Consider the following 25,489-nt stretch of genomic DNA (forward strand, 5'->3'; position numbering starts at 1 on the left):
CGGCCGCTCAGCCGCCGGTACCGGCCTCAGCCGGCTGTACGGCCTCAGCCGCCGGTACCGGCTCAGGCGTCGTTCAGCAGCGATGCCAGCCCCCCGTCCAGGTCGAGCTCCCCGGCCTCGTGGCCCTCGGGCACGACGGCGTACGAGCGGCCGAGGAATCTGCGGAGGTCGCCGGTGTCGAACTGGACCATGGCCATGCCCTCCGGGGCGTGGAACTCCAGGACCGTCCGCTGCGGTCCGCACGGCCACATCTGCACGTCCCCGCTGCCCGCCGGGCCCCGCAGCCCGGCCGCGAGCAGCTCCCGCCCGAACGTCCACTCCACGGCGGAGCCGTCGAGGGACGCCGAGGGCGGAAAGGAGACATGGACGGCGAACGGGTCGTTCCGCTCATAGTGCAGACACGCCGGGATCGCGCGTGACTCGGGTGTCGACGCGATGAGCTGCGCCTGGACGGCTTGGTCGATGACTGTGGTCACGTCGGCTCCCTTGCGATGGGTGCGGGGCGCTGTTCCCTTACGACTTACGACTCCCTACGACCGTTAAGACGTCTGGGCGATGAGGGCAGTGCACCCGTTTTCGGAGTGACGTGCGTCACGACTGATTTTTCGCCGGGACATACGGCATTTAGGGTGGCCAAACCATGCAAGGTCTCGGGCGCCGTGCGGAGCTGTTACAGAACGTCGGCAGTGTCGAGGCACCCGTCCCAGGGGTTGTTCCACCATGACCGAAGGTCCCGCGGCGCTCGACGCGGCCGCGTACACCCGTATCTACGAAGCCGAATATCCGCGTCTGTGCGGATATGCCCGAACTCTTACCGATAACCCCTGGGTTGCGGGGGACCTGGTGGCCGAGGCGCACTACAGCGTCTGGCGCCGGCTGCGCGCCGGGCACCCCCTCGGTGCCGACGCCGTCCCGGCCGAGCTGACGGGCGCCGTAAGGGCGCTGTCGGCCGGGGTGGGGAGCTGGGGTCCGCCGCAGCAGGCGTCGTACCTCGAACCGCTCGTCCAGGTCCTCGACGAGCTGCCGCAGCGATGGGTCAAGGCGCTGTGGCTCACCGAGGTGGACGGGCTCCCGCCGGAGGAGGTGGCGCGGCGGGCCGGGGCCGGTCCGGACGGCGCGGCGGCCCTGGTGGAGCGCGTCCGGGAGAGCGTGCGCCAGGAGTTCCTGCGCGCCCAGCCCGGCTATCCGGCGAGCGCCGCGTGCGGTGGGTACTGGGAGCGGCTGCCCGGCCATGTGCGGGGCACGGACTCCCCGCACGAGGCCGAGCAGCTCGCGGTGCACGTCGACGGCTGCCGGGACTGCCGGAGCCGGATGGAGCAGCTGGTGGCGGCCGACGGGCGGCTGCCCGCGCTGACCGGCCCGGCCCTGCTGGCGCTGTACGACCGGGACCAGGCGCGCTTCCTGGCGCCGCTGGTGGCCGCCGGTGCGCTGGGCGCCGTGGGGGCCGCCGGGGCGAGTGCCATGGCGACCGGCGGTGCGCATGCGGCCCGCTCGGGCGGGCCGCTGGTCACCACCCGCCGGTCCATACGTCACCTCGCTCGCGGGCAGGTGCGCCAGGCGGGGCCGGTGGCGGTCGCGGCGGCCGGGGCCGGGGTGATACTGGTCGCCGGGGCGGCGATCATGACGGGACTGGCGCTGACGGACGGCGGCGCGGCGGAGGCGCAGCAGCCCGCGGCGGCGTCGACACCGCCCATATCGAGCACGTCGGACTCTTCTTCCGGTTCCTCTGGTTCTTCTGGTTCCTCCAGCCCGTCCGGCTCCCCGTCCCCGACCGGTTCCGACGCGTCGGCCACGTCCGGGGCCTCGCGGCATGCGGACGGGGCGCGGTCGGGCGCTCCGGGGGAGGCGTCCCGGAGCCGGCCGGCCACGTCGAGCGCGCCCACGGGACACTCCCCGACGGATGTGCCCTCAAGCGCCGTATCGCCCTCGCGGAAGGCACCGTCGCCCTCTTCCTCCGCTTCCTCGTCCTCGTCGGGCGGCCCGTCGCACCGGCCGACCGCCGAACCGACCCAGGAGCCGACCGACGCCGGGACGACGGCCCCGCAGGACACCCCGAGCGAGCGGCCGACACGGCCCACGGCGAAGCCGACCGACAACGGCTCCGACGACGGCTCCGGCTCCGACTCCGACGGTTCCCGGGACTGCGTCTCGCTGGTGGTCCGGCTCTGCGTACGCTGACCTCGCCCCGGTGGTCGTACACGGTCACCGGGGTTCAATTCGTTCAGCCTCAATCACGGACTGTGTCAAGAGCGTTGCCCTCCGGAGCGTAAGCTCGAAAACGAGCCAGCGGTCCCAGCCGGACAGCGGGACCAGGAGGGATGGACCAATGACGTTCCAACCGCGCGAACTCTTCCCTGACCGCTCCGCACGCGACCTGTTCGGCGCGGAGGTCCGTCGCCACCGCGAGAAGGCGGACATGTCGCTGCGGCGGCTGTCCGAGGTACTGAACTACAGCAAGTCCCACTTGGCGCGCATCGAGGCGGCCGAATCGCTGCCGTACGACGACCTACCGGCGAAGCTGGACGCGTGCTTCGGCACGGACGGGTTGTTCGCGAGGCTGCACGCGCTCGCGAAGAACGAGCCGTTTCCCGGTAAGTACCGTCGGGTGGTGGAGATCGAAAGCCGGGCGGTCGTCATCGAGCAGTACATCAGCGGAAGTGCTTCCGGACTGCTCCAGACGCCGAAGTACGCGGAGTCATTGATGCGCAGTGTCCATCCGCATGCGCCGCACGCGGAGATCGAAGCGATGGTCAAGGCTCGTGTCAACCGGCAGGCGTTGTTGGATCGCCCCAAGCCGCCACGCTGCTGGTTCATCCTCGACGAGGCTGTACTGCGCCGCTCCGTTGGCGGGCCAGAGGTAATGCGTGATCAGTTGGCGTCTCTGATCCAGCGTGGGACAGAGTCACATCTGAGCATCCAGGTGCTTCCCTTCTCGGCGGGAGAGCATTCAGAGATGCTGGGCGGCGCGCTGACGCTCTACACGATGCCCGAGGGACCACAAGTGGCCTACGAGGAAGGCAGCCGGTCCGGGAGCATCGTCGAGGACCGAGAGGGAGTCGCAGTGCGCCGAGAGAACTACGATCTGCTCAGGGCCATGGCCCTCTCGCCTCGCGACTCGAAGGCGATGATCCGAGCCGTCATGAAGGACTGGACCCATGTCGATCAACCCGGACCTGAGCACTGCCGCGTGGCGCAAGAGTAGCTACAGCAATGGTGATGGCGGCGAATGCGTCGAGGTCGCCGACAACCTTCCCGGCCTCGTCCCTGTCCGCGATTCCAAGAACCCGGACGGCCCCGCCCTCATATTCCCCGCCGGATCGTGGGCCGCGTTCCTGGCCTCCTTCAAGGCATAGAAGATCGCCGCATGCTGGAACACGAACGGCTTCATGACCACGCACCGTAGCGTCGTGGCGGTGAACAGGCGTCCATAGCAGTCGAGTTGAGCACGGCCGACCGAGGTCATTCGGATTGGTGGTGGAGGCGAGCCATGAGAAAGGCACGTGCGGGTCTTACGGCGTTCGAGGCCCGTGCGGGAGAGGCCGCGCGGACTCTGCTGCACAACCAGGGCTACGACGGCGGGTGGGGTCTCACGCTCACGTCGGTGTCGTCGATCGTCAACACGAGTGAGGTCCTTCCGATCCTGCGGGCTGCCGGCCTCGCGGGGCAGCCGGTGCGCCAGGCGCTCGACTTTCTGACCGGCGCCATTCCGGGGCACTGCCGACCACGTCACAAGGGCGGTCGTGGCGAGCACACCCGCTTCGTCGCCTTCGGTCTGACCGGACTGCTGTCGCACCCACGTTTCTTCCACCATGACGGTGTGGTGGAGGCCGCGGCCTGGTGCGTCGGCTGGCTCGACGACCATCGCGTCGACCACGGCTGGCCCGAGGTACTCGGTCTCGACGACACCTCGCTGCACCAAACCGCCCTTGCAGTGCACGGGCTCGCCCAGCTCAGGGACACCCTCCACGAACTCGGCCCGGGTCTCGTCCTCCCCGGCGGAGTGGACACCACGAGCCTGCTGGGGCGAGTCGAGCCACTGATCGACCACGGCGTCCACGGTCTTCTCTACCACCGTCGACCCAGCGGCGCCTGGGGGTGGCGCACCTACGTCGATACGGACCCGAGCCCGAGCAAGACCGCGCTGTGCCTGTTGGCCCTCTCCGCGGTTGCCTCCGGGGCCGGTCCCGGAGGCGAACCGGCCTACCGGGACGCGCCCCGGGAAACCGGAAGCGCCCACGGCCCGGTGCGGAAGAAGCGGCTGTCCGAGGCGGTCGTCGAGGCCGGGCAGTGGCTGCTGCGCAACCACCACCGCTGGGAGACCTTCGTCGAGGACGACAAGGACGTACAGGGCACTGCCTGGGAGCATATGGCGTACGCGCTGTGCACCCAGGCCGCCATCCGGCCGGCGCCAACCCACACGATCCCCGGCTGTCCAAGGCGTGGCGGCTGATGGACGACCTGTGGGAGCCCGAGGCCGGGATGTGGAACGAACCCGGCGCATCCGGCAAGCGTTCCACTATCCGCGCGGCGTACTACACCGTCTCGGCCTACCAGGAGGCCCTCGGCCGTCTCGCCCGGATCGGCCTCGGCGAGGAGGCGGCCGGGTCCGGTGACAGCGACATTGCGGCGGAGATCCCCTTGAGGAGCGCTGAGCTTGCCGCTGGGTACAGGGTCCTGCTGACCACACCAGACATCGACGGCCCGGTCGTGTGTGAGCTGTCGGAGCGGCTGTTCGACCTGGCGAAGGTCGTGCACGACGGCCCCGGCGAGGGCATGTCGACCGAGCAGATCGCCCAGGCGCTATTCGTTGCGCCGTCCTCGGTGCCCAAGTACGTCCAACGCCTGAACCAGGCGGTGTCCGCCGCCCTCGGCGGCGCCCCGGCCCGGCTGCTGCTGCCCGGCACCGCGAACGGGGTCAGCGGCTACGCTTGGGCGCGCTCGAAGGCGACCGGGTAGTTCAGCAGGGCGAAGCGTGCCAGGGAACGGACCTGCTCGAAGGTCGGCAACTGCTCCAGGTCCTCCAGGCCGAACCACCCGGCCCCGTGCACCTCCTCCAACTGTGCCTCCACGGCCTGCTCGCCGGTGCCCGCCTGGCGGCGGACGTAGAAGAACTGGGCCAGGGCGGGGGTGGCGAACCCTTCCCGCTCGATGTCCACGTAGAACGGTGTCGGCTCGGGGGTGGCGTTGTCGTCGGCCGGATGGATGGCGGGCTGGCTGGAGATCGCCTCCACCAGCAGGCCGGTCTCCTCCTTGAACTCTCGCACCGCTGTTCCGGCGAAGGACTCCCCGGGCTCGATGTGGCCGCCGGGAGGGACCCACTTGTCGAAACGGTTGTGGTGGACGAGCAGCACTTTGCCGCGCTCGACGAGGTAGCCCGAGCAGATGTACACCAGGCCGATGTCGCGGGCGGTCCGGCCGTCGTGAATCAGAATCGAGCGAGGCACGCCCGCCACCATAGCCCACTCGCCCGTTCCCGAACTCGGGAGCACCGCCGAGGACTTGACCCGGATGTCATCGGATGCCGGATGACACGTCATCGGCGATGACATCGCAATGTCATCGCGTTCGCGTCATGACAGGCCGGAGGGTGGACACGTGTCCGCCGATGCCGATCCGGCAGTGGCGGGCGAAGGCCCCGCTCGGCGAGGGAAGGACCGTGATGCGCACCCGCACTCGCACCCCAGGCTGGCGTGCCCGTTACGACCAGTGGTTCACGGCCCCGCAGACTGTGGTTGTCCAGCCCACGACCTGGTGCAACCTCGACTGCCATTACTGTTACCTGCCTTTCCGCAAGCTTAGGCACCACATGGGCCCGGACGTCGCCGCCGCCCTGGCGATGTCGGTCGCCCAGCTCACAGCCGGCGGCGGCCCGCCCATCGGGATCGTTTGGCACGGCGGGGAGCCCCTCGCGATCGGCCCGCAGAAGTTCAGCGCGCTGCTCGCCCCCTTCGAGGATCTGCGCCGCGCAGGCCGCGTCCACCACTACGTGCAGACCAACGCCACCCTGATCACCGACATCTGGTGCGAGCTGTTGACCGCATACGACATTCGCGTGGGCGTGAGCGTCGACGGCCCGGCCGCCTTGAACACCGAGCGGGTCGACCTGCGCGGCAAGCCTGCCTTCCACCGGATTCTCCACGGCGTCCGGCGACTGCGTGCGCACGGCATCCCGTTCTCCGTGATTTCGGTCGTGGCCACCGAGTCCATCACCCAGCCCGAAGAGCTGCTGCGATTCCTGGCGGAGCTGGGCTGCCACTCGGCGGGGTTCAACATCGAGGAGGTTGAGGGTGTCAACACCCACCGGCAGTCGCCCACGCCTGCGCAAGCCGAGGAGTTCTGGTGCCGCACCCTCATCTGGACCCGCTCCCACGGCGACCGCCTGAAGGTGAGGGAACTTGAACGCCTCGCCGAGTACTTGCACCTGATCCGCTCTGGACAGCGCGCCGCATGGGACGAGCGGCGCCTCGATCCGATCCCCACCGTCTCCGTCACCGGTGACGTGGTGCTGCTCTCCCCGGAGCTCGCGGGCACCACCGATCCTGCCTACGAAGACTTCCGTGCCGGCAACATCCTCGACCAGCCCCTGCCCGTGATCTTGAGCGGCGCGCACCGACTCCGCTACGTCCGTGACTTCCTCACCGGCCTCGACCGCTGCCGGGGCGGGTGCGCCTTTTTCGACTTCTGTCGCGGCGCCCAGGCCGCCAATCGCTACTTCGAGAACGGCAGCCTGAGGTCCACCGAGACCAACTACTGCCGGGTCTCCCGGCAGGCCCTGGTCACGGCCCTGTCCACCCTCGCAACCAAGGAGAAAGGGCAAGCAACATGACACTGCTCGACGGATTAACCACTTCCGACGCCCCGGTCGTGGTGGACTTGATCTCCACCCACATCGCTTCGGTCCCGGTGGCTACTGGGGAGACATGGGACAACCGCCCCACATGGGACAACTGGCGGAAGAGTCCCGCACCTTTCGATAATAGGCCCACATGGGACAATTGGAATAAGAAGAAGTAGCCCGCCGTCGGCGGCACGCCCGTGCGAGGGCGCGCGGCCGGTGCCGCGTCAGGCCCATCGTTGGAAGGCATCTCAATGGGAACCCGCACGATCCGCCGCACGAGCGTCACCCTGCCCTCGCTGGACGAGTCCGGCCTGTATCTCTCCCATGTCACCTCGCTCGAAGGCGGTCGTGGCCGGGTCGCGGAGTTCCACTACGGCGACGCGGATCTGCGCGCGCTGGACCTGGCCGACACGCACCTGATCGATGGACGGATCTCCGGACTCAAGACCCAGCGCGCCCGGCTGGAGAAGCTCCGCGTCGACTCTGTGGAATTCACCGGGTGCGACCTGTCTTCCCTGCGCTGGGTCGACAGCAAGGTCACCCGTGCCGTCTTCCGAGACTGCAAGCTGATGGGCGTCATGTTGGAGGACATCACCCTTGATGACGTTTTGTTCGAGAACTGCAAGCTCGACTACAGCACCCTCACCCGCGTCCGGGCCGTCGGGCCCGTGATCTTCTCCCAGTGCTCCCTGCGCGAGACCACGTTCGACGCGGCCGACCTGAGTACAGCCGCATTCGACGGCTGCGATCTACGACTCGCCGAGTTCGACGGCGGCACGTACCACCACCTGGACCTGCGCGGCAACGACCTTTCCCAGCTCCGCGGCCTTGCCTCGCTCAAGCAGGTGATCATTGACCACGGACAGACGCTGCAACTGGCCGAGGCCCTCGCCGTGGAGCTCGACGTCACCTATGGCGAAGACCTCGGCGACAGGTAGCCCCTCACTCGCCCTCAGGAGGCCGCCATGGGTCCGCGGCTCTTATGCACAGCGTTCGACGACGTATGCGGCCGGTGTGACATCACACCGGTCCGGCTGACCCACGGTGAGCCCGGCTACGACGAGGCGCCATCGGCCCCGGCGGCGACTGGGCGCCCCTCACCGCCGCCGAGGCGGTGTACGTGATCTCCAGTACGAACATGACGAGCAGGCTCGTAACGTGGTCCGCATGATGACCAGTGCTGTCGATCCACGATATGAACTGCCCCGCGACTGGCCCACGACCGAGGCCGGGGCGATCGCCCTCCAGGAGCGGACGCGGGCGTCCGTGCTGATCGGCGGGGAGGTGCCCGCGCCGGGCACCGGGACCGGCGCGGTCGTCGGGGTGGACGTGGCGTACGACGACGAGCGCGACCTGGTCGCGGCCGCCGCCGTCGCCCTGGATGCCCGCGACCTCGCCGTCGTCGCGGAGGCGACCGCGGTCGGCCGGGTCAGCTTCCCGTACGTCCCCGGGCTGCTGGCGTTCCGTGAGATCCCGGCCGTCCTCGACGCGCTCGGCGACCTCCACCGGCGCCTCGGCAGCCGTCCCGACCTGGTGGTGTGCGACGGCTACGGGCTCGCCCACCCGCGCCGGTTCGGGCTGGCCAGCCATCTCGGGGTGCTCACCGGGCTGCCCACCATAGGCGTCGCCAAGAACCCCTTCGGCTTCCGCCATGCCGATCCGGGGCCGCGCCGCGGCGACTGGGCGCCGTTGCTCGACGGGGACGAGGAGGTGGGCCGGGCGCTGCGTACCCGCGACGGTGTGAAGCCCCTGTTCGTCTCGGTCGGCCACCGGGTGACCATCGCGGACGCCTGCGCGTACACCCTGCACCTGGCCCGCGACTACCGGCAGCCCGAGACGACACGGCGCGCGGACGCGCTGTGCCGCCGGGCCCTCAAGGCCGCCGGGATGTGACGAACCCTCCGGTGCCGGTGCCGCTGCCGCTGCCGGTGCCGGTGCCGGTGCGTTCCGGGGCCGTCAGACCCGTCGCGTCTCGGCCAGGAAGCAGCCGAACTCGACGGCGCGCACATGCACCGCCGCCACCCGAGGGTCCCGGTACAGCTCGGCCAGCCCCTCCTCGAGCGTCGGTTCGCAGCCGTCCAGCAGCCGGCCGCCGAGGATGCCGCCTTCGGCGGAGTACGCCCGCAGCACCCGGCGCGTGCCCCGGATGCCGTCCGGGATACCGGGGCCGGTCCAGCCGTCGCACTCCTCGGGGTGGATGAAGACCGGACCGACCTCGTCGTACGGGCCGGGTGTGGCGCCCGTCTCCGCGGCCCAGCGGCGCAGCGGGGCGTAGGAGACCAGCGCGATGGTCTCGTGCGGCCGGCTCCGGCCCAGGCAGCAGCGCATCGGGCTGCCGCCCTCCTCGCCCTCCACCACCGTGCGCGGCGGCTGCCCCGCGTCGTCGGCGGTCCGCAGCAGCTTCAGCGCCTCGGGCGCGATGGCCCGCAGCTCGTAGTTCTCGCTCATGCGGTCCAGGGTGGCCGGTGGACCCCCGGCGCGCTGGCGGGATTCGGACCAGGCGCTGAGGTGGGCGAGGTACTTGACAGGGCGGTGGTGCTCCGTCAGATTCGGGCCACCACAGGACGTCCGACGTCCGTATTGTCCCGCTGCCCAGGTCGTCCCGCTCTCCAGAAAGCTGGTGTCGATGAGTCTTCCGGCGCCCCTCACCGGTGTCGTGCCACCTCTGTGCACCCCGCTCACCTCCCTGGGCGAGGTCGACACCCGTTCCCTCGCCGCGCTCGCCGAGCGGCTGATCGACGCGGGGGTGAGCGCGCTGTTCGCGCTCGGCTCCAGCGGAGAGGCCGCCTATCTGGACGACCGCAGCCGCCGTACGGTCCTCGAGACGGTCATCGGGACCGCGGACGGCCGGGTGCCCGTGCTCGCCGGGGTGATCGACATGACGACCGCGCGGGTGCTGGACCACGCCCGTACGGCGGCGGAGCTGGGCGCGGACGGGATCGTGGCCACCGCTCCCTTCTACACCCGCACCCACCCCGTGGAGATCGCCGACCACTTCCGGCGGCTGCGCGACGGCGCGGACCTGCCGCTGTTCGCCTACGACATCCCGGTCTCCGTCCACTCCAAGCTGACGCCCTCGATCCTGCTCCCGCTGGCCGCCGACGCCACGCTGGCCGGGGTCAAGGACAGCAGCGGGGACGACGGGGCGCTGCGGCGGCTGCTCGTCGAGGTGCGCCGGCGCGGCCTGGGTGACTCCTTCACCGTGCTCACCGGCTCCGAGCTGTCCGTGGACGGCGCCCTGCTGGCGGGGGCCCATGGCGTCGTTCCGGGCCTGGCCAATGTCGATCCGGCCGGTTTCGTCCGGCTGTACCGGCACGCGCGCGCGGGACGCTGGGAGCAGGCGGCCGCCGAACAGGACCGGCTGGCCGCGCTCTTCGCCATCACCGACGCCGGGGACCCGGCGCTGATGGGCGGCAGTTCGTCGGGGCTCGGCGGCTTCAAGACCGCGCTGCGGCTGCTGGGCGTGATCGAGTGCGCGGACACCGCCGCCCCCCAGGTCCCGCTCGGCGAGGCGGCCGTCAAGACCGTACGTCAGCTGCTGGAGGAGGGAGGGCTGTTGACGTGACCGCAGCCGCCGAGGTGCCCTGGTACCGCGAGGTCTCCCCTGGCCAGTGGAAGTCCATGTTCGCCGCCTGGATCGGCTATCTGCTCGACGGTTTCGACTTCGTGCTGATCACGCTCGTCCTGACCGAGATAGCCGACGAGTTCGACCTGAGCACGGCCTCGGCGGCGACCCTGGTCTCCGGCGCCTTCATCACCCGCTGGCTCGGCGGGGCGGTGCTGGGCGCGCTGGGCGACCGCTACGGACGCAAGGCCGCGATGATCGTCAGCATCCTGCTCTACTCGCTCGGCACCTTCGCGTGCGGCTTCGCCTGGAACTACACCAGCCTGTTCACGGCCCGGCTGGTGATTGGCATGGGCATGGCCGGTGAGTACACCGCGAGCGCCACCTACGTCCTGGAGAGCTGGCCCGCGCGGCTGCGCAACCGCGCCTCCGGCTTCCTGATCTCGGGCTACTCCGGCGGCACCATCATCGCCTCCGAGCTCTACAAGTGGGTGGTGCCCCACTGGGGCTGGCGCTGGATGTTCTGGATCGGCGTGCTGCCGGTGCTGGTCGCGCTGTGGGTGCGGCGGGCCCTTCCGGAGGCCGGGGAGTGGGACGAGGAGGTGGCGACGGCGCGGGCGCGGCCGAACCCCTTCCGGCCGCTGTTCGCCGGGCGTTCCCGCGCCAGTGCCAACACGGCGCTGGCCGTGGCCGCGAGCACCGCGCTGTTCTGCGTCTTCACCCCGTTGGGCGCGGGCTGGCGCTGGCCGCTGTCGGTCCTGGCGGCGGGGTGTCTGGTCGCCTTCGCGGCCCAGCTCGGCGGACGCCGCCGCTGGTCGCTGTACATCGCCCTGACGTGCACGGTCTTCTGCGCGTTCCTCTACAGCTGGCCGATCCAGGCGCTGCTGCCCACCTATCTGAAGGAGCAGCTGGGATACACCCCCTCCGAGGTCACCGATGTGATGTTCTACGCCGGGTTCGGCACGATGGCCGGGTGCTGGCTCGCGGGATTCGCGGGCGACTGGCTCGGCACCCGGCGCGCCTACGCCTCCACCCTGCTCGCCTCGCTGGCCTTCGTCTTCCCGGTGTTCGCGGTGCGCGACAGCCTGGTCGGACTCGGCGTGCTGCTGTTCTTCCTGCTCGCGCTGAGCCAGGGGATCTCCGGCCTGCTGCCGAAGTACACCGCGGGTCACTTCCCGACCGAGAGCCGGGCCGCCTCGCTCGGCTTCGTCTACAACACCGGGGCGCTCGGCGGCGCGGTGGCGCCGGTGCTCGGCGCCCATCTGGCCGAGGGCATGTCCCTCGGCCGGGCGCTGGCGGTGCTCACCTTCGGGCTGACGCTGCTGGTGATCGTGCTGGTCGGTGCCGACGTGCCGCGCCGGCTGGGCCGGCTGACCGATCCGGCGGGCGACGAGGACCACCTCGGGCCCGGCCGGCCGCTGCCGGTGGCGGAGCCCGGCGTGGAGCGGACCTGATCCGGGGGCCGGCAGGGGCGGAGCGGCACTGATCCGGGACGCCGGCCGGGGCGGCACCCTCGAGGCACGCGGTTCCGCCACCCCGAGGCACTTGGCTTCGGCGCCACAGGCACGCGGTTCCGCCACCCCGAGGTACGCGGCTTCGGCCCCGAGGCGCGCGGCTCGGCGCCCCGAGGCACTTGGCTTCGGCGCCTACGGCCACGAGACTTCGGTGCACCGAGGTACGCGGCTCAGCGCCCCGAGGCGCGCGGCTTCGGTGCCCGAGGCACACGGCTTCGGTGCTCCGAGGTACGCGGCTTCGGTGCTCCTAGGCACACGGCTTCGGCGCCACAGGCACGCGGTCTCGCCACCCCGAGGTACGCGGCTCGGCGCCCTCGAGGTACGCGGCTTCGGTGCTCCGAGGCACACGGCTTCGGCGCCTACGGTCACGAGGCTTCGGTGCACCGAGGTACGCGGCTCGGTGCTCCGAGGTACGCGGCTCGGCGCCCTCGAGGCACGCGGCTTCGGTGCTCCGAGGTACGCGGCTTCGGCATCGGGGCGCGCGGCTTCGGTGCCGGCGAGGCACTTGGCTTCGGCGCCCACAGCCACGCCGCTTCGGCACCCCGACGCGCCACACCCGGCCCGCCGTACGGCCGCGGGGCCCAAGCCCCTCGTCCATCAAGGGGTTTGGTTGTCCACAGGCCCAGGAGGGGGCTTGTGGAATGCGGACCGCGTTCTTAGCATCGGCGGTGTTACAGCGGTGGTGTCACATGATGGGGACGGGATGATGGCGATGGAGGAGGGGGCGACCGCGGCCGGCCCGCTGGCCGGAGTGCGTGTGGTGGAGCTCGCGGGGATCGGTCCTGGCCCGTTCGCCGCCATGGTCCTCGGCGACCTCGGCGCCGATGTCGTCCGCGTCGACCGCCCCGGAGGCCCCGGGGGTCTGCGGATCGACCCGGACTACGACCTGGCGAACCGCAACAAGCGCTCGGTGCTGCTGGACCTGAAGACCGAGGAGGGCGCGGCCGCCGTGCTCGACCTCGTGGAGCGCGCCGACATCCTCATCGAGGGCTACCGCCCGGGGGTCGCCGAGCGACTGGGCGTCGGGCCGGACGCCTGTCTGGCCCGTAACCCCAAGCTGGTCTACGGCCGGATGACCGGATGGGGGCAGCAGGGCCCGCTCGCCGGGGTGGCCGGCCATGACCTCGGCTATATCGCCGTCAGCGGCGCCCTCAGCATGATCGGCGCAGTCGACGGCCCGCCCATCGCCCCCGCCAACCTCCTGGGGGACTACGCGGGGGGTTCGCTCTATCTCGTCATCGGCGTCCTCGCCGCCCTCCAGCACGCCCGCGCGGGCGGCCCCGGTCAGGTGGTGGACGCCGCGATCGTCGACGGCACCGCCCATCTGACCTCCGTCATCCACGGCATGATGGCCGCCGGTGGCTGGCGGGACCAGCGCGGCACCAATCTCCTCGACGGCGGCTGCCCCTTCTACGGCACCTATGAGACCGCCGATGGCGGCTATATGGCGGTCGCGCCCCTGGAGCGCAAGTTCTACGCGGAGTTCATCGAGCTGCTGGGGATCGCCGACCAGGCCCCCGCCCGCGACGACTTCGACAGCTGGGCCGAGCTGCGCGCCGCCATCGCCGACCGCTTCAAGCAGCGCACCCGCGAGGAGTGGACCGCCGTCTTCGGCGCCTCGGACGCCTGTGTCGCCCCCGTGCTGTCGCTGCGGGAGGCCCCGGCCCATCCGCAGCTCGCGGCCCGCTCCACCTTCCTCGACCACGGCGGGATCACCCAGCCCGCGCCCGCCCCGCGCTTCTCCGCCACCCCGGGCGCGGTGCGCCGCGCGCCCGCCCGGCCCGGGGCGGACACCGCCGAGGTGGCCCGCGACTGGGGTGTCACCTCCCTCGGCGAGGGAAGTCCGTCATGAGCCCCCGGTCCGTTCCCGGCCGGTCCGCCGAGCCGCCCCCGCCCCGCTGAGCCGTCCCGCCCAAACCCTCCCCGAAAGGCCGCTGACGTGAGCACCGAAGCGTATGTGTACGACGCCATCCGCACCCCGCGCGGGCGCGGGAAGGCCGACGGCGCCCTGCACGGCACCAAGCCCGTCGACCTGGTGGTGGGCCTCATCCAGGAGATCCGGCGGCGGTTCCCCGAGCTGGACCCGGCGGCCATCGACGACGTGGTCCTCGGCGTCGTCAGCCCGCTCGGCGACCAGGGCTCCGACATCGCCAAGATCGCGGCCATCGCGGCCGGGCTCCCGGACACGGTCGCCGGCGTCCAGGAGAACCGCTTCTGTGCCTCGGGCCTGGAGGCCGTCAACCTGGCCGCGGCCAAGGTCCGTTCCGGCTGGGAGGACCTGGTGCTCGCGGGCGGCGTCGAGTCGATGTCGCGGGTGAAGATGGGCTCCGACGGCGGGGCCTGGTTCGCGGACCCGATGACCAACTACGAGACCGGTTTCGTACCGCAGGGCATCGGCGCCGACCTCATCGCCACCATCGGCGGCTACAGCCGCCATGACGTGGACAGCTTCGCCGCGCTCTCCCAGGAGCGGGCCGCGCGGGCCTGGAAGGAGGGGCACTTCGACCGCTCCGTGGTCCCGGTCTGCGACCGCAGCGGGCTGACCGTCCTCGACCGGGACGAGCACATCCGCCCCGGCACCACCCCCGAGACCCTGGCGGGCCTCAAGCCGTCGTTCGCCACCATCGGCGAAGCGGGCGGCTTCGACGCGGTGGCGCTTCAGAAGTACCACTGGCTCGAGGCCATCGACCACGTCCACCACGCCGGGAACTCCTCGGGCATGGTGGACGGCGCCGCCCTGGTCGCCATCGGCAACCGCGAGGTCGGTGAGCGCTTCGGGCTGACCCCGCGCGCCCGGATCGTCTCCGCCGCCGTCTCCGGCGCCGACCCCACCATCATGCTCACCGGCCCGGCTCCCGCCACCCGTAAGGCGCTCGCCAAGGCCGGGCTGACCATCGACGACATCGACCTGGTCGAGATCAACGAGGCGTTCGCGGCGGTGGTGCTGCGCTTCGTGGACGACATGGGCCTGAGCCTGGACAAGGTCAATGTCAACGGCGGCGCGATCGCGATGGGCCATCCGCTGGGCGCCACCGGCGCGATGATCCTCGGCACGCTGATCGACGAGCTGGAGCGGCGCGGCGGGCGGTACGGGCTGGTGACGCTGTGCGTGGGAGGTGGGATGGGCATCGCGACGGTGGTCGAGCGGCTCCGCTGACGCCGAGTTCCCTCCCGCCCCTCCCCACCCCCGCCCCCCCGCGCCCGTCCCCTTCGCCCTGGAGACCTCAGATGACCCACCCCACCACCGCCTCCACCATCCGCTGGGAGCAGGACGACGAGGGCGTCGTCACCCTGGTGCTCGACGACCCCGGCCAGTCCGCCAACACCATGAACGCCGCGTTCATCGACTCCCTCGACGCGATCGCCGACCGCGCCGAGGCCGAGCGGGACGCCATCCGCGGCATCATCGTCACCTCCGCCAAGAAGACCTTCTTCGCCGGCGGCGACCTCAACGACCTCCTCCAGGTCGGGCCCGACCAGGCCCAGGAGGTCTACGAGAAGAACCTCCGCGTCAAGCGCGGGCTGCGCCGGATCGAAACCCTCGGCAAGCCCGTGGTCGCCGCGATCAACGGCGCGGCGCTCGGCGGCGGGCTGGAGATCGCGCTCGCCTGCCACCACCGCGTCGCCCTCGACGCCCCCGGCTCGCGCATCGGCTTCCCCGAGGTCACCCTGGGCCTGCTCCCGGGCGGCGGCGGAGTCGCCCGTACGGTCCGGCTGCTCGGCGTCTCCGACGCGCTGCTCAAGTGGCTGCTCCAGGGGACGCGCTACAACCCCCGGCGCGCCCAGGAGGCGGGGCTGGTGGACGAGGTGGCGGCCACCCCGGAGGAGATGCTCACCCTGGCGCGGGCGTTCATCGCCGCCCACCCCGAGTCGGCGCAGCCCTGGGACGAGAAGGGCCACCGGATCCCGGGCGGCACTCCGGCGCAGCCGAAGTTCGCCGTCAACCTGCCCGCCTTCCCCGCCAATCTGCGCAAGCAGCTGAACGGCGCCCCCTACCCGGCGCAGCGCAACATCCTGGCCGCCGCCGTCGAGGGCTCCCAGGTGGACTTCGAGACCGCGCAGACCATCGAGGCCCGGTACTTCACCGAGCTGGTCATCGGCCAGACCGCCAAGAACATGATCCAGGCGTTCTTCTTCGATCTCCAGGCGGTCAATTCCGGTGCCAACCGCCCCCAGGGGATCGAGGCCCGTCAGGTCCGCAAGGTCGCGGTGCTGGGCGCCGGGATGATGGGCGCGGGCATCGCGTACTCCTGCGCCAAGGCGGGCATCGAGGTCGTCCTCAAGGACGTGTCCGTGGAGGCCGCCGCCAAGGGCAAGGCGTACTCGGCGGGGCTGCTGGCCAAGGCGCTCGCCAAGGGCCGTACCACCGAGGCCGAGCGGGACGAGCTGCTGGCCCGGATCACCCCCACCGCCGACCTCCGCGATCTTCAGGGCTGTGACGCGGTCATCGAGGCGGTCTTCGAGGACCCGGCGGTCAAGCACAAGGTCTTCCAGGAGATCGAGGGCGTCGTCGCCCCGGACGCCCTGCTGTGCTCCAACACCTCCACCCTCCCCATCACCCTGCTCGCGGAGGGGGTGCAGCGCGCCGACGACTTCATCGGGCTCCACTTCTTCTCACCCGTCGACAAGATGCCGCTGGTCGAGATCATCAAGGGCGAGCGCACCGGCGACAAGGCGCTGGCCCGCGCCTTCGACCTGGTGCGGCAGATCAACAAGACCCCGATCGTGGTCAACGACTCCCGCGGCTTCTTCACCTCCCGCGTCATCGGCCACTTCCTCAACGAGGGCGTGGCGATGGTGGGCGAGGGCATCGACCCGGCCTCCGTGGAACAGGCCGCGGCCCAGGCCGGCTATCCGGCCAAGGTGCTCTCCCTGATGGACGAGCTGACCCTGACCCTGCCGCGCAAGATCCGCGAGGAGACGCGCCGGGCGACCGAGGAGGCGGGCGGCACATGGCGGCCGCATCCGGCCGACGCGGTCATCGACCGCATGGTGGAGGAGTTCGGGCGCCCCGGCCGCAGTGGCGGCGCGGGCTTCTACGACTACGACGAGACGACTGGCAAGCGCACCCGGCTGTGGCCCGGACTGCGTGAGCACTTCGGTTCGGGCGGTTCGGGCGGCTCGGGCGGCTCGGACACCGGGGGCACCGGCATCCCCTTCGAGGACATGAAGGAGCGGATGCTCTTCTGCGAGGCCATCGACACGGTGCGGCTGCTGGAGGAAGGCGTGCTGACCTCCGTCGCCGACGCCAACATCGGCTCGATCCTCGGCATCGGCTTTCCCGGCTGGACGGGCGGCGTGCTCCAGTACATCAACGGCTACGAGGGCGGTGTGGCCGGTTTCGTGGCCCGCGCCCGGCAGCTGGAGGCGGCGTACGGGGAGCGGTTCGCCCCGCCCGCGCTGCTGCTGGAGAAGGCGGAGCGCGGAGCGCGCTTCACGGACTAGCGTGCGCACGGGGCCGCGTGCGCTGACGGGGGCTCCCGTGCGCTGACGGGGGCTCCCATGCGTTGGCATGGGCTCCATGCGCTGACGGGGCTCCCGTGCGCTGACGGGACTCCATGCGCTGACGGGCCGGCCGGTGCGGCCCGTCAGCGCGGGCCGAGACGGCGTTCGAGCCGCTCGCTCACCTCCGGGCACAACTCCCGGGTGATATCCAGGAAGGCCGTCAGGACGGGGGAGCGGTCCTGGGCGCGGAACGACATCACCAGCTCCGGCAGCTCCACCCGCGGACTCACCTCGCACACCCGGGTGCCCGGCCGCGCCGCCACCCGCAGACACGCCGGCCCGAGCCCCACCCCCACCCCGCACGACGCCAGCCCGATGATGGTGTGCACATCCCGCGCCTCGGTGACCCCACCGGTCCGCGCGGGTGCGTCGGCGCCCTCGCCCAGCAGCCCGGCCAGCCAGCCGGCCACCACCGGCTCCTCATCCGCGGGCGCGACGATCAGATGCTGCCCCTTGAGCTGGTCGGTGCTCACCTTGCGCTGCCTGGCGAAGGGATGGGCGGCGCCGACGACCGCGACCAGATGGTCCCGGCCGACCGTGACCGCCACCAGATCCTCGGCACCCGCGCCCCGAGGCGCCCCGCGCCCGATCGCGACGTCCAGCTCGCCCGCGAGCAGCGCCGCCGTGGACCGGCGGGTCGACATCTCCTGAAGCCCCAGCCGCACCCCGGGGTGGTCGTGGACGAACCGGCCCAGCACGGACGGCAGCAGCTCCAGCAGCGCCGAACCGATGAAGCCGAGCCGCAGCCGCCCCGTCTCGCCCCGGGCGGCCCGGCCCGCGTCGGACACGGCTGCCGACATCTCCGCCAGCGCCCGGTGCGCCCTGGCCAGGAACGCCTCGCCGGCGGCGGTCGGGAACACCCCGCGCGCCGTACGGTCGAAGAGCCGCGCGCCCAGCTCCCGCTCCAGCGCCGCGATCTGCTGGGACAGCGGCGGCTGGGCGATGCCCAGGGCGGCCGCCGCCCGTCCGAAGTGCTGATGTTCGGCCAGCGCCAGGGCGTACCGCAGATGACGTGCCTCCATCGGGCCGAGGATACCGCGACGCGATATGCGGCGGATATCGGCGGGACGGTTGTCAGATATAGCGGTGGATGACGCCGTGCCGTCCGGGTGGACTGTCCCCCATGAGTTCCACGAGCGCCACGCATCCCGAGACCCCCGTGAGCGATTCCCGCCCCGGCCCTTCCGACACCGTGTTCGTGCTGGTCCACGGCGCCTGGCACGCCTCCTGGCAGTGGGCGTCCACCCAGCGCGCCCTGGCCCGGCGCGGCGCGGCGAGCCTCGCCGTCGACCTGCCGGGGCACGGCTTCGACGCCCCGCTCCCCTCGGGCTACCACCTCCCCGGCCAGCCGGACCTGGCCACCGAGAAGTCCGCGCTGGCCGGGCTGACCCTGGAGGAGTGCGCCGGGGCCGTCGTCACCGCGCTGCGATCGGTCCGCCGCCATCGGAAGGTGGTCCTCGTCTCGCACAGCGCCGGGGGCGCCGCCGCCTCCCTGGCCGCGGAGCGGGCGCCCGAGCTCGTCGACGAGCTGGTCCACCTGTCGTCCTTCGTCCCCGCCGGACGCCCCCGCTTCGCCGACTACCTGGCGTCCCCCGAGCAGACCGCGACCGTACGGGGGCAGGGGCTGATGCTGGGCGACCCAGAGGCCCTGGGCGCGTTCCGGATCAACCCGTTCTCCGCCGACCCGGACTACGTGGAGGAGCTGCGGCTGGCCTACTACCACGACGTCCCCGCCGCGTCCTTCGCCCGCTGGCGCCACGCCCTGAGCCCCGACCTGCCCTTCGCGGTGCCGACCACCCCGATCGCCCTGACCCGGGAGCGGTGGGGCAGCGTCCCGCGCACCTTCATCCGCTGCGCCGAGGACCGGGCGTGCACCCCCGCGCTCCAGGACCTGATGATCGCGGAGGCCGACGCGGCCATGCCGGACCACCCCTTCACCGTGGTCACGCTGCCGGGCAGCCATTCGCCGTTCGCCGCCCGCCCCGACGAGCTCGCCGCCGCGCTCACCGGGGGCCGCTGAACTCAGTCGGCGTCCTGCCCGTACCAGGCCCGCAGCTCGTGCTTCATCGACCGCTGGAACGCGATCACCAGGGCCTCCACCACCAGCGGCTGCATATGGGCCGACAGCGACTTCTTCGCCCGCATCCGCTCCGGTCCGCTCCCGGACTCGTGCTCCCGCTCGGGCCCCCACACCTCGTCCCGGAACAGCCGGCTCAGCTCCCGTGCCGCCGAGCGGGTGTGTTCCGAGACGACCGCGTGGGCCGTGCGTATCGTCTCCAGCTCGATCGGCATGTCCAGCAGCCGCAGCCCCAGGTGGAGCACCTTGGGGTCGATCCGGAACCGGTCCGGGTCGTCGGTGCGCTCCAGCGCCTCCAGCGCGGCCAGCCGGTCGATGTCCCCCTCCGTGAGCTCCCGTCCGGCCCGCCGGTCCAGCTGCTCACGGCTCGCCTCCTCGGGGGCGTCCGGACCCCAGGAGGCGACCAGGGCGCGGTGGATCGCCAGATCGTCCTCGCTCAGATCCCGCGGCAATTGGCTCAGATAGCGTTCGATGGCGGACAGGGTCATGCCGTGGCGCTGCAACTGTTCGATCAGCGCGAGCCGGGAGAGATGCTCGGGGCCGTAGTGGCCGACCCGGCGCGGGCCGATCACCGGGGGCGGAAGCAGCCCGCGGGTGCCGTAGAAGCGGATGGTGCGCACGGTCACCCCGGCGCGGGCCGCCAGCTCGTCGACGGTGAGGGTGGGTTCCTCGGTGCCGGGGATGGTCATCGGCCGTGCCTCGCTCTCCGCGTCGTCCTGTTCCGCCGTACTGCTGCCCGATCGGGCCCATCAGTATCGCTGTCGCACCAACACTGTGAAACCTCTCGCCGCGACGGGCTCACCCCCCGGACCGGTCCGCTCACCGGCGGCGCGGGCGCGCACACTGGAACACGAGAGGAGTGACCGCGTCACCGCGCCACCGCGTCATGCGTCACCGCACACCCGCTGGTCCCATGAGCACGCAGAGCCCCCGCGCCACCACCGAAGGCCACGACCCGCCGCCTCCCGGCGGCATCCTGTGGGCGATCGCGGGGGAGCTGCGCAGCGTGCTCGCCCTGCCGGCCGCGATGACCATGCAGGTGGCCCATCCGGCCGTCGGGGCGGGCGTGGACCGGTACTCCGTCTTCCGCACCGACCCCTGGGGGCGCGGCGAGCGCTCGCTGCGGTCGGTGCAGCTGTGGGTGTACGGCGGGGCGGAGGCCGAGGCGGAGGGCCGCCGGCTGCGCGGGCTGCACGCGTCCATCCAGGGCGTCGACGCGCACGGCCGCCCCTACCGCGCGCTCGACCCGCCCGTCTACGCCTGGGTGCACGCCACCGGCTATCCGGTCTATCTGCGGGCCCAGCGCTATCTGGGCATCCGCCCCTTCACCGCGGCCGAGGAGCGGCAGCTGTACGGGGAATGGCTGCGGATCGGGCGGGTGCTGGGCATCGACGACCGCGCCATGCCGGGGTCCGTCGAGGAGTTCTGGCCCTACTACCGCGCGATGGTGCGGGAACGGCTGGAGCCGACCGTCGTCGCCCGTGAGCTGACCGCGCCCGACGCGTCCGTGCCGCCGCCGGGTCCGCTGCCGCCGCGGCTGCTGTGGCCGCTGCTGCGCCCGCTGTTCACCCGGTTCCGCGCGTTCCTCACCGTGGGGCTGATGCCGCCGGACGCGCGGGAGGCGATCGGGCTGGAGTGGACCCCAGGACAGGAGCGGCGGCTGCGGTGGTTCGGGAGGGGCGTCCGGGTGGTGGTCCCGCTGCTGCCCGAGCGGCTGCGCTACCTCCCCATCGCCCGCGAGGCCCGGCGCCGCGCCCGTGCCGGACGGCGATGGCACCGTGGACGGCGCGGGTGGCGCATGGGCCCGAAGACCGGTCACCGCGCCTGATCGTCCTCGTCAGGTGCGCCGGCCCGATGGCGCTCGGCTGTCTCCGCCCGCGGGCGGCCTACTGCCGCGACGTCAGCCGGTGGGTCGTGCGCCAGGCGGCAGACGGTGCAACCGCCGGTAGGCTGTACGTCACCCGGTAGGCCGTGAGCCAACCGGTAGGCCGTGCGCCAGGCGGTAGACGGTGCAATCAGCCGGTGGGTCGTGCGTCAGCCGGTGGGTCGTGCGTCGGCCGGTGGGTCGTGCGTCGGCCGGTAGGTCGTGCGCCAGCTGGTAGACGGTGCGCCAGCCGTAGGCTGTGCGCCGACGGTAGACCGTACGAATGCCACGCGCCGTGGACGCGCGAGGCCCCGGCCGGGGTGGTGGAACACCCGGCCGGGGCCCCGAAGGCTCAGTGGCCGTGGGCTCAGTGGCCGTGCGCCCCGTGGCCGTGGGCGCTGTGCGTGTCCTGGATGCGCTGCCACGACTTCGGCCGCGCCGGAGTCTTGGCCGGGCTCAGCTCCGCCGCCCGCGCCTGCGCCGCGGCCGGCTTGCCAGGGGTGAACAGCCAGGTGTCGAAGAGCGAGGCCAGCGGCTTGCCCGACACCTTCTCCGCGTAGGTCACGAAGTCCTTGACCGAGGCGTTCCCGTACCGGTGCTCCGCCGTCCAGCCCTTCAGGATCGCGAAGAAGTCCTGGTCGCCGATGTGGTTCCGCAGCGCCTGGAGGGCCAGCGCGCCCCGGTCGTACACCGCGTCGTGGAACTGGTTCTCCGCCCCCGGGTCGCCCGGCTCGACCTGCCAGAAGGGGTCGTCGGCCGGGTAGGAGGCGTAGGTGTAGTCCGCCAGCTCCTGCGCGGTGCCCTCGCCCTCCTTCTCCGACCACAGCCACTGCGCGTAGCTGGCGAAGCCCTCGTTGATCCAGATGTCGCGCCAGTCCTTCAGCGAGACGCTGTCGCCGAACCACTGATGGGCCAGCTCATGCACCACCAGCGAGGTGTTCGCGCCCTTGGCGAACCCCTTCGGGCTGTAGAACGGCCGGGTCTGGGTCTCCAGCGCGTAGCTCGTCGGCACGTTGGGCACATAGCCGCCCAGTGCGTCGAAGGGGTACGGGCCGAAGACCGTGGACTCCCAGTCCACGATCTCCGCCGTCCGCTCCACACTGGCCCGCGCCGCGCCCGCGTTGTCCCCGAGGTCCTTGCTGTAGGCGTTGATCACCGGCAGACCGCCCGCGGTGGTGTCCGTCGTGATGTCGAACTTGCCGACCGCCAGCGTGGCCAGATACGTGGCCTGCGGCTTGCTGGAGCGCCAGTTGTAGCGGGTCCAGCCCAGCTTGGAGCTGGTCGACCGCAGGGTGCCGTTGCTGATCGCCTGTGTCCCGTCCGGCACCGCCACCGACACGTCGTAGGTGGCCTTGTCGAGCGGATGGTCGTTGCTCGGGAACCACCACCAGGCCGACTCCGGCTCGTTCGCCGCGATCCCGCCGTCCGGGGTGCGCAGCCAGGAGGTGAAGCCGCTCGCCACGACCTTCGAGGGGGTACCGCTGTAGCGCACCACCAAGGTGAAGGGGCTGCCGGAGGTCAGCGGCGCGGTCGGGGTGACCTCCAGCTCGTGGTCGCCGGTCGCCTCGAAGGCGGCCTTCTTGCCGCCCACCAGCACCTCGCTCACATCGAGCGCGAAGTCCAGGTTGAACCGGGACAGATCCTGCTTGGCGTCGGCCACGATCGTCGCCGTGCCCTCCAGCCGGTCCGTCGTCGGCTGGTACTTCAGCCGGAGGTCGTAGTGGGAGACGTCGTACCCGCCGTTGCCGTACGAGGGGTAGTACGAGTCCCCGATGCCGGGGGCGCCCGGCGTGGCGTCGGCCGCCGACGCCGGGATCGCCAGCAGCAGGCAGGCCGCGGCCGCGCCCGGGACGAGAAGTCTGTGGTGACGCACGAGTCCTCCAACTCGTTGGGGAGAACGATCACTGGCGACCTTATGTACTCCGCGCATCCACTCCGCGTCCATCACGCCGTCCGACATCCAATCGACATCCGGCCGCAACGCGCACCGATCCGGACCCGTTCGGACCCGCATCGCCCTCTTCTGCGCGGGAGTTGACTCGCGCTACCGTCCGGCCGTGCTGTTACCGAGGCGGACATCCCGCATCCCCTGGACCATGCTCGTGCTGTCGGCGGTCACCGCGCTGGTCGCCACCGCCGTATCGCTGCTGCCACCGCTCGGCGCCCCGGCCGCCCACGCCGCTTCCGCCGGACCGAACGGGCCAAACGGACTGAACGGTCCGGCCGAACCGCAGAGCGAACCCGTCTACTCCTACCAGAACGCCATCCGGGAATCCGTATGGGTGGACACGAGAGTCGACGGCGACGCGGACGGGCGCACCGACCGGGTCGCCGTCGACATCGTGCGGCCGCGCGAACCCGCTCAGCAGGGCCGCCGCATCCCGGTCATCATGGACGCCAGCCCCTACTACTCCTGCTGCGGACGCGGCAACGAGAGCCAGACCAAGACCTATGACGCCGCCGGGAATCCGGTCCTCTTCCCGCTCTTCTACGACAACTACTTCGTGCCGCGCGGCTACGCCACCGTCCTGGTCGACCTCGCCGGAACCAACCGCTCCGACGGCTGTGTGGACATCGGCGGCCGCTCCGACATCCAGTCGGCCAAGGCCGTCGTCGACTGGCTCAACGGCCGCGCGACCGGATACACCACCCGCACCGGCACCCGGACCGCCAGGGCGAGTTGGTCCAACGGGGCCACCGGCATGATCGGCAAGAGCTACGACGGCACGATCGCAGGCGGCGTCGCCGCCACCGGCGTCAAGGGGCTCAAGACCATCGTGCCGATCGGCGCCATCTCCTCCTGGTACGACTACTACTTCGCCAAGGGCGCCCCGCTCTTCGACTCCGGCCCGGACGGACTCTCGGACGCCGTCGAGAGCGATGACGCGCACGCCCGCTGCGCCGCCGTACAGCGACGCCTGGTCGATGGCGCCCCACGGAACGGCGACTGGACCGGTCTGTGGAGCGCCCGCGACTACGTACCGGCCGCCGGCGAGGTGCGGGCCAGCGTCTTCGCCGTCCACGGGGCGCAGGACCTCAACGTCCGCACCAAGCACCTCGGACAGTGGTGGGACGCCCTCGCCGACGCGGGCGTCGAGCGCAAGATCTGGCTCTCGCAGACCGGCCACGTCGACCCGTTCGACTTCCGGCGCGAGGAGTGGGTGCGCACCCTGCACCGCTGGTTCGACCACTACCTCCTCGGCATCGACAACGGCATCGAGCGCGAGCCGATGGCCGATGTCGAACGCGCCCCCGACCAGTGGTCAACCGACCGCGTCTGGCCCCCGTCCGGCACCCGGCAGACCACCTTGCGCCCGCGCGGCGGCACCACGGCCGGGGTGGGCGTGCTCGGCACCGAGCGGGCCGAACCCGGCGCGACGGAGAGCTTCACCGACGACCCCGCGCTGAGCGAGGCCGACTGGGCCGCGGCGATCGACACCTCGACGCCCGGCAAGGCGGGCTTCACCACCGGCCCGCTCAAGCGGGACCTGCGGCTGTCCGGCTCCGGCACGGTCACCGTCACCGCCACGCCCTCCGCCGGCAGCGCCCATCTCTCCGCGGTCCTGGTCGACCTGGGCCCGGCCACCATCCGGGACTACACCGCGGCCGGCGAGGGGATCACCACCCTCGACCGGCGCGACTGCTGGGGCAGCGGTACGGCGGGGGACAGCGGCTGCTTCAAGGAGACCGTCGCGGACCGGGAGAACGTCGACTACACGGTCTTCAGCCGCGGTTGGGCCGACCTCGGGCACTTCGCGGACGACGGCAAGGGCCGCCCGCTGACCCCGGGTACGGCGTACACCATCACCCTCGACCTCGCGGCGACCGACCATGTCGTCCCGGCCGGCCACCGCCTCGGCCTGATCATCGCCGGTACCGACGCGGGCCTTCTGGAACCGCCGTCCACCACCCCGCGGCTGACGCTGGATCTGTTCCGCACCTCGGCCCGCCTTCCGCTGGTCGGCGGTGCCCCGAAGGCCGCGGCCGCCCCCTCGCACCCGGCGGCCGCACCGCCGCTGAAGGGCGTCCGGGCCCCGCGGCGCCACACCCCGCTCCCGGCCCTGTCCACCGACCACATCACCGCAGGCCGGCCCGTCAACAGCCGCTGACCGAAGCCCTTTGCGGC

At 71.7% G+C, this 25,489-nt stretch carries 23 protein-coding genes; 17 read left to right on the plus strand and 6 right to left on the minus strand.

Annotated elements, in window-relative coordinates; all coding sequences use genetic code 11:
- Positions 1-62: 62 nt before the first annotated feature.
- Positions 63-476: a spore wall synthesis regulator SsgD gene (gene ssgD / locus PS467_RS32780; protein ID WP_268975305.1), complete on the minus strand. Its 414-nt coding sequence runs from the start codon at positions 474-476 to the stop codon at positions 63-65.
- A 244-nt stretch (positions 477-720) separates the two neighbouring features.
- Between ssgD and PS467_RS32785 the strand changes: the two genes are divergently transcribed.
- The 5 genes from PS467_RS32785 to PS467_RS32805 all read left to right on the plus strand — a co-directional run bounded on the left by PS467_RS32785 (position 721) and on the right by PS467_RS32805 (position 4,956).
- Positions 721-2,178, plus strand: a complete 1,458-nt coding sequence (locus PS467_RS32785) for a hypothetical protein (protein WP_311038255.1) — start codon at positions 721-723, stop codon at positions 2,176-2,178.
- Between the two features lie 148 nt (positions 2,179-2,326).
- Positions 2,327-3,202 carry a helix-turn-helix domain-containing protein gene (locus PS467_RS32790; RefSeq protein ID WP_311038256.1) on the plus strand — a complete coding sequence of 292 codons (876 nt, stop codon included), beginning with the start codon at positions 2,327-2,329 and terminating at the stop codon, positions 3,200-3,202.
- The gene (locus PS467_RS32795; protein ID WP_311038257.1) at positions 3,156-3,353 is read left to right on the plus strand and encodes a DUF397 domain-containing protein; all 198 of its coding nucleotides are present in this window, start codon (positions 3,156-3,158) and stop codon (positions 3,351-3,353) included. Before PS467_RS32790 ends, PS467_RS32795 begins: the two co-directional genes overlap by 47 nt.
- Positions 3,354-3,487: 134 nt before the next feature.
- Positions 3,488-4,450, plus strand: a complete 963-nt coding sequence (locus PS467_RS32800; protein ID WP_311038258.1) for a prenyltransferase/squalene oxidase repeat-containing protein — start codon at positions 3,488-3,490, stop codon at positions 4,448-4,450.
- Positions 4,450-4,956 (plus strand): helix-turn-helix domain-containing protein, encoded by a 507-nt coding sequence (locus PS467_RS32805; RefSeq protein WP_311038259.1) that lies wholly within the window; start codon positions 4,450-4,452, stop codon positions 4,954-4,956. Before PS467_RS32800 ends, PS467_RS32805 begins: the two co-directional genes overlap by 1 nt.
- On the opposite strand, the gene PS467_RS32810 is transcribed toward PS467_RS32805, so the two are convergent.
- Positions 4,923-5,444 carry an NUDIX hydrolase gene (locus PS467_RS32810; RefSeq protein ID WP_311038260.1) on the minus strand — a complete coding sequence of 174 codons (522 nt, stop codon included), beginning with the start codon at positions 5,442-5,444 and terminating at the stop codon, positions 4,923-4,925. The two genes, PS467_RS32805 and PS467_RS32810, sit on opposite strands and share 34 nt — an antisense overlap.
- 215 nt (positions 5,445-5,659) lie before the next feature.
- Here PS467_RS32810 and amcB point away from each other — a divergent pair, with 215 nt between their 5' ends.
- The 4 genes from amcB to PS467_RS32825 all read left to right on the plus strand — a co-directional run bounded on the left by amcB (position 5,660) and on the right by PS467_RS32825 (position 8,731).
- Complete coding sequence (amcB, locus tag PS467_RS32815) at positions 5,660-6,826, plus strand: cyclophane-forming radical SAM peptide maturase AmcB (protein WP_311040026.1); 1,167 nt, start codon at positions 5,660-5,662, stop codon at positions 6,824-6,826.
- Entirely contained in the window at positions 6,823-7,014 is a 192-nt protein-coding gene (amcA, locus tag PS467_RS42225) for a multiple cyclophane-containing RiPP AmcA (RefSeq protein WP_432280668.1), read from the plus strand. The genes amcB and amcA overlap by 4 nt, the downstream gene beginning before the upstream one ends.
- A 75-nt stretch (positions 7,015-7,089) precedes the next feature.
- Entirely contained in the window at positions 7,090-7,776 is a 687-nt protein-coding gene (locus tag PS467_RS32820) for a pentapeptide repeat-containing protein (protein WP_311038261.1), read from the plus strand.
- Positions 7,777-8,008: 232 nt separating this feature from the next.
- On the plus strand, positions 8,009-8,731 hold the full coding sequence (locus tag PS467_RS32825) for an endonuclease V (RefSeq protein WP_311040027.1): 723 nt from the start codon (positions 8,009-8,011) through the stop codon (positions 8,729-8,731).
- 63 nt (positions 8,732-8,794) lie between these two features.
- Here the strand turns inward: PS467_RS32825 and PS467_RS32830 are convergent, their stop codons facing one another.
- Positions 8,795-9,286 carry a DUF1203 domain-containing protein gene (locus PS467_RS32830; protein WP_311038262.1) on the minus strand — a complete coding sequence of 164 codons (492 nt, stop codon included), beginning with the start codon at positions 9,284-9,286 and terminating at the stop codon, positions 8,795-8,797.
- A 178-nt stretch (positions 9,287-9,464) separates the two neighbouring features.
- Between PS467_RS32830 and PS467_RS32835 the strand changes: the two genes are divergently transcribed.
- The 5 genes from PS467_RS32835 (at position 9,465) to PS467_RS32855 (ending at position 17,362) form a co-directional block, all read left to right on the plus strand.
- Positions 9,465-10,403, plus strand: a complete 939-nt coding sequence (locus PS467_RS32835; RefSeq protein ID WP_311038263.1) for a dihydrodipicolinate synthase family protein — start codon at positions 9,465-9,467, stop codon at positions 10,401-10,403.
- 56 nt (positions 10,404-10,459) lie between these two features.
- Entirely contained in the window at positions 10,460-11,857 is a 1,398-nt protein-coding gene (locus tag PS467_RS32840) for a sialate:H+ symport family MFS transporter (RefSeq protein WP_311040028.1), read from the plus strand.
- 766 nt (positions 11,858-12,623) lie between these two features.
- Positions 12,624-13,769, plus strand: a complete 1,146-nt coding sequence (locus PS467_RS32845; protein WP_311040029.1) for a CaiB/BaiF CoA transferase family protein — start codon at positions 12,624-12,626, stop codon at positions 13,767-13,769.
- 87 nt (positions 13,770-13,856) lie between these two features.
- Positions 13,857-15,074 carry an acetyl-CoA C-acetyltransferase gene (locus PS467_RS32850; RefSeq protein WP_311038264.1) on the plus strand — a complete coding sequence of 406 codons (1,218 nt, stop codon included), beginning with the start codon at positions 13,857-13,859 and terminating at the stop codon, positions 15,072-15,074.
- Between the two features lie 71 nt (positions 15,075-15,145).
- Positions 15,146-17,362 (plus strand): 3-hydroxyacyl-CoA dehydrogenase NAD-binding domain-containing protein, encoded by a 2,217-nt coding sequence (locus PS467_RS32855; protein WP_311038265.1) that lies wholly within the window; start codon positions 15,146-15,148, stop codon positions 17,360-17,362.
- Positions 17,363-17,505: 143 nt separating this feature from the next.
- Here PS467_RS32855 and PS467_RS32860 read toward each other — a convergent pair whose 3' ends face one another.
- Positions 17,506-18,444 carry a LysR family transcriptional regulator gene (locus PS467_RS32860; protein WP_311038266.1) on the minus strand — a complete coding sequence of 313 codons (939 nt, stop codon included), beginning with the start codon at positions 18,442-18,444 and terminating at the stop codon, positions 17,506-17,508.
- Between the two features lie 101 nt (positions 18,445-18,545).
- Here PS467_RS32860 and PS467_RS32865 point away from each other — a divergent pair, with 101 nt between their 5' ends.
- A complete protein-coding gene (locus tag PS467_RS32865; RefSeq protein WP_311038267.1) occupies positions 18,546-19,442 on the plus strand; it encodes an alpha/beta fold hydrolase in 897 nt (298 codons plus the stop codon).
- Positions 19,443-19,444: 2 nt separating this feature from the next.
- Here PS467_RS32865 and PS467_RS32870 read toward each other — a convergent pair whose 3' ends face one another.
- Entirely contained in the window at positions 19,445-20,188 is a 744-nt protein-coding gene (locus PS467_RS32870) for a MerR family transcriptional regulator (protein WP_311038268.1), read from the minus strand.
- Between the two features lie 224 nt (positions 20,189-20,412).
- On the opposite strand from PS467_RS32870, the gene PS467_RS32875 reads away from it, so the two are divergent.
- Positions 20,413-21,327: an oxygenase MpaB family protein gene (locus PS467_RS32875; protein WP_311038269.1), complete on the plus strand. Its 915-nt coding sequence runs from the start codon at positions 20,413-20,415 to the stop codon at positions 21,325-21,327.
- A 403-nt stretch (positions 21,328-21,730) separates the two neighbouring features.
- On the opposite strand, the gene PS467_RS32880 is transcribed toward PS467_RS32875, so the two are convergent.
- Positions 21,731-23,236 (minus strand): M1 family metallopeptidase, encoded by a 1,506-nt coding sequence (locus PS467_RS32880; RefSeq protein WP_311038270.1) that lies wholly within the window; start codon positions 23,234-23,236, stop codon positions 21,731-21,733.
- A 223-nt stretch (positions 23,237-23,459) separates the two neighbouring features.
- Here PS467_RS32880 and PS467_RS32885 point away from each other — a divergent pair, with 223 nt between their 5' ends.
- Positions 23,460-25,472 carry a Xaa-Pro dipeptidyl-peptidase gene (locus PS467_RS32885; protein ID WP_311040030.1) on the plus strand — a complete coding sequence of 671 codons (2,013 nt, stop codon included), beginning with the start codon at positions 23,460-23,462 and terminating at the stop codon, positions 25,470-25,472.
- Positions 25,473-25,489: the final 17 nt, after the last annotated feature.

It is taken from the genome of Streptomyces luomodiensis (assembly GCF_031679605.1).
GTDB classification, from domain to species: domain Bacteria; phylum Actinomycetota; class Actinomycetes; order Streptomycetales; family Streptomycetaceae; genus Streptomyces; species Streptomyces luomodiensis.